General features: G+C 67.7%; 7 protein-coding genes. 1 reads left to right on the top strand and 6 read right to left on the bottom strand.

The genetic code is table 11. The features are described 5' to 3' along the window. The 6 genes from JYJ84_RS27430 to dapC all read right to left on the bottom strand — a co-directional run. A partial coding sequence (locus JYJ84_RS27430; RefSeq protein ID WP_205189693.1) for a PLDc N-terminal domain-containing protein occupies window positions 1-257 on the bottom strand: 257 nt, incomplete at its 3' end. Between the two features lie 108 nt (window positions 258-365). Continuing rightward, window positions 366-1274, bottom strand: coding sequence for a 50S ribosomal protein L3 N(5)-glutamine methyltransferase (gene prmB / locus JYJ84_RS27425; RefSeq protein ID WP_122945711.1), 909 nt, complete (start codon window positions 1272-1274; stop codon window positions 366-368). Window positions 1275-1285: 11 nt separating this feature from the next. After that, window positions 1286-2425: a succinyl-diaminopimelate desuccinylase gene (gene dapE, locus JYJ84_RS27420; protein WP_122945710.1), complete on the bottom strand. Its 1140-nt coding sequence runs from the start codon at window positions 2423-2425 to the stop codon at window positions 1286-1288. Window positions 2426-2515: 90 nt separating this feature from the next. Beyond that, complete coding sequence (locus JYJ84_RS27415) at window positions 2516-2884, bottom strand: ArsC family reductase (protein ID WP_011352471.1); 369 nt, start codon at window positions 2882-2884, stop codon at window positions 2516-2518. Beyond that, complete coding sequence (gene dapD / locus JYJ84_RS27410; RefSeq protein ID WP_014896723.1) at window positions 2884-3711, bottom strand: 2,3,4,5-tetrahydropyridine-2,6-dicarboxylate N-succinyltransferase; 828 nt, start codon at window positions 3709-3711, stop codon at window positions 2884-2886. The genes JYJ84_RS27415 and dapD overlap by 1 nt, the downstream gene beginning before the upstream one ends. A 43-nt stretch (window positions 3712-3754) precedes the next feature. Continuing rightward, window positions 3755-4987 carry a succinyldiaminopimelate transaminase gene (gene dapC, locus JYJ84_RS27405; protein ID WP_071334682.1) on the bottom strand — a complete coding sequence of 411 codons (1233 nt, stop codon included), beginning with the start codon at window positions 4985-4987 and terminating at the stop codon, window positions 3755-3757. 159 nt (window positions 4988-5146) lie between these two features. Here dapC and JYJ84_RS27400 point away from each other — a divergent pair. Further along, the coding region (locus tag JYJ84_RS27400; protein WP_374102136.1) for an EamA family transporter at window positions 5147-5522 on the top strand (376 nt) is incomplete at its 3' end.

Below are 5522 nucleotides of genomic sequence, written 5' to 3'. Positions count from 1 at the left end.
AGCCACGGCGAGCGCGGTGTGTGCATGCGCAACATTTCCAGCTCGTGGCGCCGCGCGTCGACGTAGCCGGAGAACTTGCTGCGGCCGAGGAACAGGTACGGGATGAGCGTCAGGTACGGCATGGCCGCGAGCGAGACGGCCCACGCGATCGCGCCTTGCGACGTGCGCGTGTTCATGATCGCGTGGCACGCCGCGACGATCCCGAGCACGTGGATGGTCAGGATCAGGGTGCCGAGATGTAGCCAGTCGAGGGTCATGGGCGCGTGACGGACTCCTGAGGTCGCGCGGCCGGGCGGCCGCCTACGCGCATCTTACCCAACCGTGCGGCGCAACGGTGCACCGCACGGTGGGTGAGCCGAAACGGCTCAGGCCTTGCGGGGCAGGTCCGACGCCTGGATCAGGAATACGGCGTCGTCGCCCGCGCTGGTGGGCAGCCAGGTGAGTTCGAGGCCGCCGAACGCGGCTTCGACGTTTTCGCGCTCGTTGCCGATCTCGACGACGAGCACGCCGTCGTCGTGCAGCCAGCGATGGGCTTCGGCGACGATGCGTCGCACGATGTCCATCCCGTCGTCGCCGCCCGCGAGCGCCATCTCCGGCTCATGCCGGTACTCGGGCGGCAGGGCGGCCATCGACGATGCGTTCACGTACGGCGGGTTCGTCAGGATCACGTCATAGCGGGAGCCCGGGTCGGTGCGGAACGCGGGCAGCGGCGCGTAGAGGTCGCCGCGGTGCAGCCCGATGCGGTCTTCGAGGCCGTAGTCGCGCACGTTGATCTCGGCGACTTCGAGTGCCTTGTCGGACAGGTCGACCGCGTCGATCTCGGCGTTCGGGAACGCGCTCGCCGCGAGGATCGCGAGGCAACCGGAGCCCGTGCACAGCTCGAGCACCGCGCCGACCTGCTCGGGATCGGCGACGTACGGCTGCAGCCCGTCGTCGAGCAGTTCGCCGATGAACGAGCGCGGCACGATCACGCGCTCGTCGACGTAGAAGCGGTGGCCGTGCATCCACGCTTCATGCGTGAGGTATGCGGCCGGCACGCGGTCGGCCGCACGCCGTTCGATCACCGCGAGCACGGCCGCGATCTCGTCGGGCAGCAGCCGCGCGTCGAGGAACGGCTCGAGCGTGTCGAGCGGCAGGTCGAGCGTGCGCAGCACGAGGTAGGCCGCTTCGTCGTAAGCGTTGTCGGAGCCGTGGCCGAACGCGAGCTTCGCCTTCGAGAAGCGCGTCACCGCGTAGCGCAGCAGGTCGCGAACAGTTGCAAAAGGTGTCGTCATGCGAGGCTCCATCAGGCGATCAGTTGTTCGAGCACGCGGCGGTACACGTTCTTCAGCGGGTCGACGAAGCGCACTTCGATGTGCTCGTCGATCTTGTGGATGCTGCCGTTCGGCGGGCCGAACTCGATCACCTGCGGGCAGATGCGCGCGATGAAACGGCCGTCCGACGTGCCGCCCGTCGTCGACAGCTCGGTCGTGATGCCGGTCTCGGTGCGGATCGCGTTTTCCAGCGCGCCTGACAGCTCGCCGCGCGGCGTGAGGAACGGCAGGCCGCTCACCGACCACTTCAGCGTGTATTCGAGGCCATGCTTGTCGAGGATTGCGTGCACGCGTGCCTGCAGGCCCTCGACCGTGCTGGCGGTCGAGAAACGGAAGTTGAACAGCAGGTCGGCATGGCCGGGAATCACGTTGGACGCGCCGGTGCCGGCGTGCAGGTTCGACACCTGCCAGGTGGTCGGCGGGAAGTATTCGTTGCCTTCGTCCCATTGCTCGGCGGCGAGCTCGGCCAGCGCCGGCGCGAGCAGGTGGATCGGGTTCTTCGCGAGGTGCGGATACGCGATGTGACCCTGCACGCCCTTGACGACCAGTTCGCCCGACATCGAGCCGCGGCGGCCGTTCTTGACGACGTCGCCGAGCTCGGCGGTCGACGTCGGCTCGCCGACGATGCAGTAGTCCATGCGTTCGCCGCGCGCTTCGAGCAGCTCGACGACCTTCACGGTGCCGTCGGTGGCGGGGCCTTCCTCGTCGCTCGTGATCAGGAACGCGATCGCGCCACGGTGGCCGGGATGGGCCGCGACGAATTCCTCGGACGCGACGACGAATGCCGCGAGCGAGGTCTTCATGTCGGCCGCGCCGCGGCCGTACAGCTTGCCGTCACGATGGGCGGGGATGAACGGCGGCGAGCTCCACTGCTCGAGCGGGCCGGTCGGCACGACATCGGTGTGGCCCGCGAACGCGAGCAGCTTGCCGTCGCGGCCGTCGGTGCCGCGCTTGACGGCCCACAGGTTGGTCACGCCGTGCGACGCGATGGTCTCGCATTCGAAGCCGAGCGCGGCGAGGCGCTCGGTCATGATCTGCTGGCAGTGCTGGTCGTCGGGCGTCACGGACGCGCGGGCGATCAGCTGTTCGGTAAGGGCTAGGGTGGCGGACATGGTTCGGACCACTTTCGATAAAAAATGCCGGCGCGGTGGCCGGCAGCGACAAGACGTCGGGCTGCGCCCGCAGGCGCAGCGCGGGCAGCCCTATGCGGCAAACAGCGCCGCGTATTGATCGGCCGCGAAGCCGAGCGATTTCACGCGGCCGTTGACCACCAGCACGGGGCGCTTGATGACCGACGGCTTGTGGATCATCAGCGCGACCGCGCCGGCCTTCGTTTCGGCGGCCGCCTTCATCGCATCGTCCAGGCCGCGCCACGTCGTGCCGCGCTTGTTGACGAGCGCGTCGAGCGACACGTCCTTCAGCCAGTCCTCGACGAGCGGTGCGCTGACACCGAGCTTCTTGAAGTCGTGAAACTCGAATTCGACGCCGTGATCGTCGAGCCACACGCGGGCCTTCTTCACGGTGTCGCAGTTCGGAATGCCGTAGACGACCACGGTGTGCGGCTTCGCCATCAGTCGCCTCGCAGCAGCTCGTTCAGGCCGACCTTCGCGCGGGTCTTCGCGTCGACCTTCTTGACGATCACCGCGCAGTACAGGCTGTGCGAGCCATCCTTCGACGGCAGGTTGCCGGCGACCACGACCGAGCCGGCCGGGATGCGGCCGTAGCTGACTTCGCCGGTTTCACGATCGTAGATCTTCGTGCTCTGGCCGAGGTACACGCCCATCGAGATCACCGAGTTTTCCTCGACGATCACGCCTTCGACGACTTCCGAGCGCGCGCCGATGAAGCAGTTGTCTTCGATGATGACCGGGTTCGCCTGCAGCGGCTCGAGTACGCCGCCGATGCCGACGCCGCCCGACAGGTGCACGTTCTTGCCGATCTGCGCGCACGAACCGACCGTGGCCCACGTGTCGACCATCGTGCCTTCGTCGACGTAGGCGCCGATGTTGGTGTACGACGGCATCAGCACGACGTTCTTCGCGATGAACGAGCCGCGGCGCGCGATGGCCGGCGGGACGACGCGGAAGCCGCCCGCGGCGAAATCTTCAGCCGTGTAGTTCGCGAACTTCGACGGCACCTTGTCGTAGAACTGCGAGTAGCCGCCGGCCGGCATCGGCGCGTTGTCCTCCAGGCGGAACGACAGCAGCACGGCCTTCTTCAGCCACTGGTGCACGGTCCAGTTGCCGTCGATCTTCTCGGCAACGCGCAGCGCGCCTTTGTCGAGCTGCTCGATCGCGTGCGCGACGGCTTCGCGGACGTCGGCCGGTGCGGCCTTCGGCGACAGCTCGGCGCGGTTGTCCCAGGCGGTATCGATGATTTGCTGAAGTTGTTGCGACATGTTCGTTTTCGCAGGAGATGGATGGAATTGATCGGATGGACGATTACCGCGCGAGAGACCGGCAGAAATCGACGATGCGTTGCGCGCCCTCGACGCATTCGGGGGTGCCCGCGACGAGCGCGATCCGGATGAAATCGCGGCCCGGATTCGTGCCGTGCGCGTCGCGCGCCAGGTACGAGCCGGGCAGAACCGTCACATTATAGTCGGCGTACAGGCGACGGGCGAACTCGGTGTCCGACAGCCCGGTGCGCGACACGTTGGCCCACAGGTAGAACGCCGCGTCGGGCAGTTTCACGTCGATCACGTCGGCCAGCATCGGCGTGACGGTATTGAACTTCTGCAGGTACAGCGCGCGGTTCTCTCGCACGTGCGCCTCGTCGTTCCACGCGGCGATGCTCGCGTGCTGCCAGACCGGCGACAGCGCCGCGCCGTGGTACGTGCGGTACAGCAGGAATTTCTTCAGCAGCGCCGCGTCGCCGGCGACGAAGCCCGAGCGCATGCCCGGCACGTTCGAGCGCTTCGACAGGCTCGACAGCATCACGAGCCGCTCGAAGCCGCGGCCGAGGCGGTGCGCGGCCTCGAGGCCGCCGAGCGGCGGTGCCGCTTCGTCGAAATAGATTTCCGAATAGCACTCGTCGGACGCGATCACGAAACCGTGGCGGTCGGACAGCGCGAACAGCTCGCGCCAGTCGTCGAGCGTCAGCACGGCACCGGTCGGGTTGCCCGGCGAGCACACGTACAGCAGTTGCGTGCGCGCCCAGACTTCGTCGGGCACGGACGCGTAGTCGCACGCGAAGTTGCGGGCCGGGTCGCTGTTCGCGAAATAGGGTTCGGCACCGGCCAGCAGCGCCGCGCCCTCGTAAATTTGATAGAAAGGATTCGGACAGAGTACGATCGCCTTCTCGCCCTGTTCGGACGGGCGTGCGTCGATCACCGTCTGCGCGAGCGAGAACAGCGCCTCGCGCGAACCCGACACCGGCAGCACCTGCGTGGCCGGATCGATGGCCGGCAGCCCGTAGCGGCGCTCGAGCCAGTGCGCGATCGACGTGCGCAGCGCGTCCGAGCCGGCGGTGGCCGGGTACGACGCGAGACCGTCGAGCGCGGCCACCACGGCGTCGCGGATCAGCGCCGGGGTCGCATGTTTGGGCTCGCCGATGCCGAAGCTGATCGGTTTGAGGGCGCCGGAGGGCGTCACGTCCTTGAACAGGGCGCGCAGCTTTTCGAAGGGATAGGGCTGGAGCGAGTCGAGTCGAGGGTTCACGGGCGAAGCGGCCATCGCGGCCGGTTGGAGCGAAAGAAGCGGCGGGCGCGCCGCGCAGCTGCGAACGGGCGCCGATGGCGCGCGAGTTGCAACGGACGATTATAGCGTGACGGAATGCGGTCACGGCCCGCCTGAACGGCGGCCGGGCCGGCTGAATAAAGGGTATTGAACAAAATGAATAACGCGGTACGCGGCAGCCTGCCGACGCTGGCCATCCTGATCGGCGCGTCGGTATGGGGCCTGATCTGGTATCCGCTGCGGATCCTGGCGTCGCTCGGCGTGACGGGCACGCTGGCGAGCGCGCTGACGAGCCTCGTCGCATTCCTGTTCGTGATCGTCGCGCGGCATCGCACGATCGCGACGCTGCGCTGGCACTGGGTGCTGCCCGGCATCGCGGTCACGGCCGGCGTGACGAACCTCGGGTTCGTGTGGGGCACGATCCACGGCGAGGTGCTGCGCGTGATGCTGCTGTTCTACCTGACCCCCGCGTGGACCGCGATCTACGCGCACTTCCTGCTGCGCGAGCGGCTGACCTGGGCCGGCGCGGGGC

The sequence above is a fragment of the Burkholderia sp. LMG 13014 genome (genome assembly GCF_905232215.1).
In the GTDB taxonomy this organism is placed as follows: Bacteria; Pseudomonadota; Gammaproteobacteria; order Burkholderiales; family Burkholderiaceae; genus Burkholderia.
Note: the sequence above shows the minus strand (reverse complement) of the source record. Positions and strands in the feature narration are given on the sequence as shown.